The following is a 2541-nucleotide window of genomic DNA, read 5'->3' as shown; positions in this document are numbered from 1 at the left end:
GTAAGCGGATGGCCGTACCCAGGTCCTCATTGACACGTGACGCCTGCTCTTTGAGGAGTCCGGAGGACGTTCAGGCGGCGGGTTGCCAGCGATGAGGCAGGAGTTCGTCGATGCGGCTGTTGAGGTGCGTTGGCAAGCGCTCAAGCACGTCACGCAGGTAGGCGTAGGGGTCATGGCCATTTAGCCGTGCCGAGTGGACCAGGCTCATCACGACGGCAGCGCGCTTGCCGGCCAGTTCGCTACCGGCGAACAACCATGCTCTGCGTCCCATGGCCCATGGGCGCATCAGGTTTTCCAGGCTGTTGTTGTCCACGTTGACGTTGCCGTCTTCGAGGTTGCGCACCAGCGCACTCCAGCTGTTGAGGCTGTAGTCCAGCGCACGAGCCGTGGCGCTGCCGTCGGGCACGCGCCGTCGCTCCAGGATCAGCCACTCGTGGAGTTGGTCCCACAGCCGCCGTGCGCGGCTTTGTCGTTCCGCGTGTCGCTCTTGGGCGCCCAGCGTTGCGAGCTCGCGCTCGAGGCGGTAAATCGCCGCGATGCGCGCGATCGCCTCGGCGGCCACCGCACTCTTGCCGCCGTCGCGCAGCAACTGGTCGTACTTCCTCCTTGCATGAGCAAGGCATCCAGCGGCGATCCGGCCGGGCACGGCTCGCACCACGCTGTCATAGACGGCGTATTCGTCGCGCGTCAACGTGCCCGTCCACGGTGGGCGTTCGTCACAACCGCCAAGGAAGGCCAGCGGGTACTGGGCGCCGCGGCCCAGGCAGAAGTCGTAAACCACCCCAGGTGTCGGATCGAACGCGCCGCGCGCGTAACCCCACACGTACGCTCGCCGGGTCTTCCCCGCCCCAGGATCGAGCATCGACACCGGCGTCTCGTCCACGTGCAGGTGAGCGCATTCGAGCACGAAGCGCCTGTGCGCCTCGAACAGCGGGTGCAGCGCAGCACCTGCCTGTCCTGACCACTGCGCCAGCGTCGAGCGCGGCGTGTGCACGCCGCTGCGGGCGTTGATGGCCTCCTGCCGGTAATACGGCAGGTGATCCACGAAGCGGCTGATCAGCGTGTGCGCCACCAGCCCGCTGGCCGGGATGCCGCCATCGATGATCGAGGGCTCCACCGGCTCCTGAACCAGGCGGTCAACACCCTTGCGCTGGCAGCACCGGCACGCCCACTTGCCGTAGATGTGGCGATGCACGAAGAACTCCGCTGGAACGACGTCCAGCCGCTCGCTGACGTCTTCGCCCACGCGCTGCATCGCCGATCCGCAGCCAGGTGTGGGACAGGTGGTTTGCGCAGGCTCGTGGCGGTGCTCCACGCGGCGCAGATGATCCGGCAGCTTCTCGCGGCGGGGCTTGCGCTTCGATTTGTTCTGCGTGTCGGTGTCGGCCTTGCCCTCGCCCTGCAACTGCCGCAATTGCTCCTGCAGATCAGCCTCGTCCTCGGCGCAGGTTTCCTCGAACAGACGGCGCTGTTCGGCGCTCATCGCCTCGGCACTGGCGCCGAACTTCCAGCGTTTCAGGCGTGCCAGCTCGAAGGTGATCTTCTCGATCTTGGCGTCCTTGAGCTTGAGGGCCTGGTCGCGCTGCGCGATGTGCAGTTCCTGCTCTCGCAGTCGCTGCAGCATCTGCTGGGCGAGTGCCGTGACAGCCTCCGGGCCAAGGCCCTTCAGGTCGTCATCGGTGAGCTCCAGCAATTGCGACATGTGCTCGCATCATGCCGCCCATGCACATCCCTCGTCACGCGGGCTTGCGCTGTCAACGACTCTCGCACTCTCATAGACGGGTGATCTCACGCAATTCGGCAAGCCGCAGCCATGGAAGGCCCACCACCAGCGCGTCGAACTGCTCGCGTGTGAGCGACAGCGCCTTGCTTGCATCGATCTCGCGCGGCCACACGAAGCGGCCCGTGTTCAGGCGCCGCGTCGCGCACCATACGCCGAAGCCGTCATGCACGAGCAGCTTCATGCGCGTGGCCCGCGCGTTGGCGAACAGATACCCATGATGGGCGTTGGCCCGGCCCAGCGCGTGAACGACCTGAGCCATCAACCGCTCGGCGCCGGCGCGCATGTCGTGCGGCTGCGTGCACAGCCACAGCGCGTCGATGCGTATCACCGCAGCACCTCGCGCAACCACGCGGCGCACTCGCTGGCCGCGGCAAGCGGCCACTTGACGCTGACCTGCAGGGCGCCGCGCTTGACTTCCAGGTTGATGTCGCCGCCAGCCGAGGCGCTCGGCGCGGGAAGGGGCGGCGGCATGGCCGGCAGCGGCAATGCAATGAACTGCGCTGCAGTTTGCGGCGAACCCACACCGCGACCGCGACGCCACTGATGAACCAGGTTGTCGTTCAACCCGAACTCACGTGCCACCGCCGCCACCGAGGCGCCCGGTATCGCACAAGCCTGCAGTACCTGCGCCTTCAACTCAGCGCTGTGCCGCCGCCTTTGCTTCGTATTGCGATCCATAGATGTCCAGCTACCGTTAGCTGGACATCATCGATCGATCGTTGCTCTGATAACAGGGTGGGATCGGCAGCCGCTTACGT

3 protein-coding genes are annotated in these 2541 nt (G+C 66.2%); all 3 read right to left on the bottom strand.

Annotated elements, in window-relative coordinates; all coding sequences use genetic code 11:
- Positions 1-70: 70 nt before the first annotated feature.
- The 3 genes from tnpC to tnpA all read right to left on the bottom strand — a co-directional run bounded on the left by tnpC (position 71) and on the right by tnpA (position 2461).
- Positions 71-1702: an IS66 family transposase gene (gene tnpC / locus WKW77_RS34890; protein WP_340361459.1), complete on the bottom strand. Its 1632-nt coding sequence runs from the start codon at positions 1700-1702 to the stop codon at positions 71-73.
- 70 nt (positions 1703-1772) lie between these two features.
- On the bottom strand, positions 1773-2111 hold the full coding sequence (gene tnpB / locus WKW77_RS34885) for an IS66 family insertion sequence element accessory protein TnpB (RefSeq protein WP_340361458.1): 339 nt from the start codon (positions 2109-2111) through the stop codon (positions 1773-1775).
- Complete coding sequence (gene tnpA / locus WKW77_RS34880; RefSeq protein ID WP_340361457.1) at positions 2108-2461, bottom strand: IS66-like element accessory protein TnpA; 354 nt, start codon at positions 2459-2461, stop codon at positions 2108-2110. The genes tnpB and tnpA overlap by 4 nt, the downstream gene beginning before the upstream one ends.
- Positions 2462-2541 lie beyond the last annotated feature (80 nt).

It is taken from the genome of Variovorax ureilyticus (assembly GCF_037889935.1).
GTDB classification, from domain to species: domain Bacteria; phylum Pseudomonadota; class Gammaproteobacteria; order Burkholderiales; family Burkholderiaceae_C; genus Variovorax; species Variovorax ureilyticus.
Note: the sequence above shows the minus strand (reverse complement) of the source record. Positions and strands in the feature narration are given on the sequence as shown.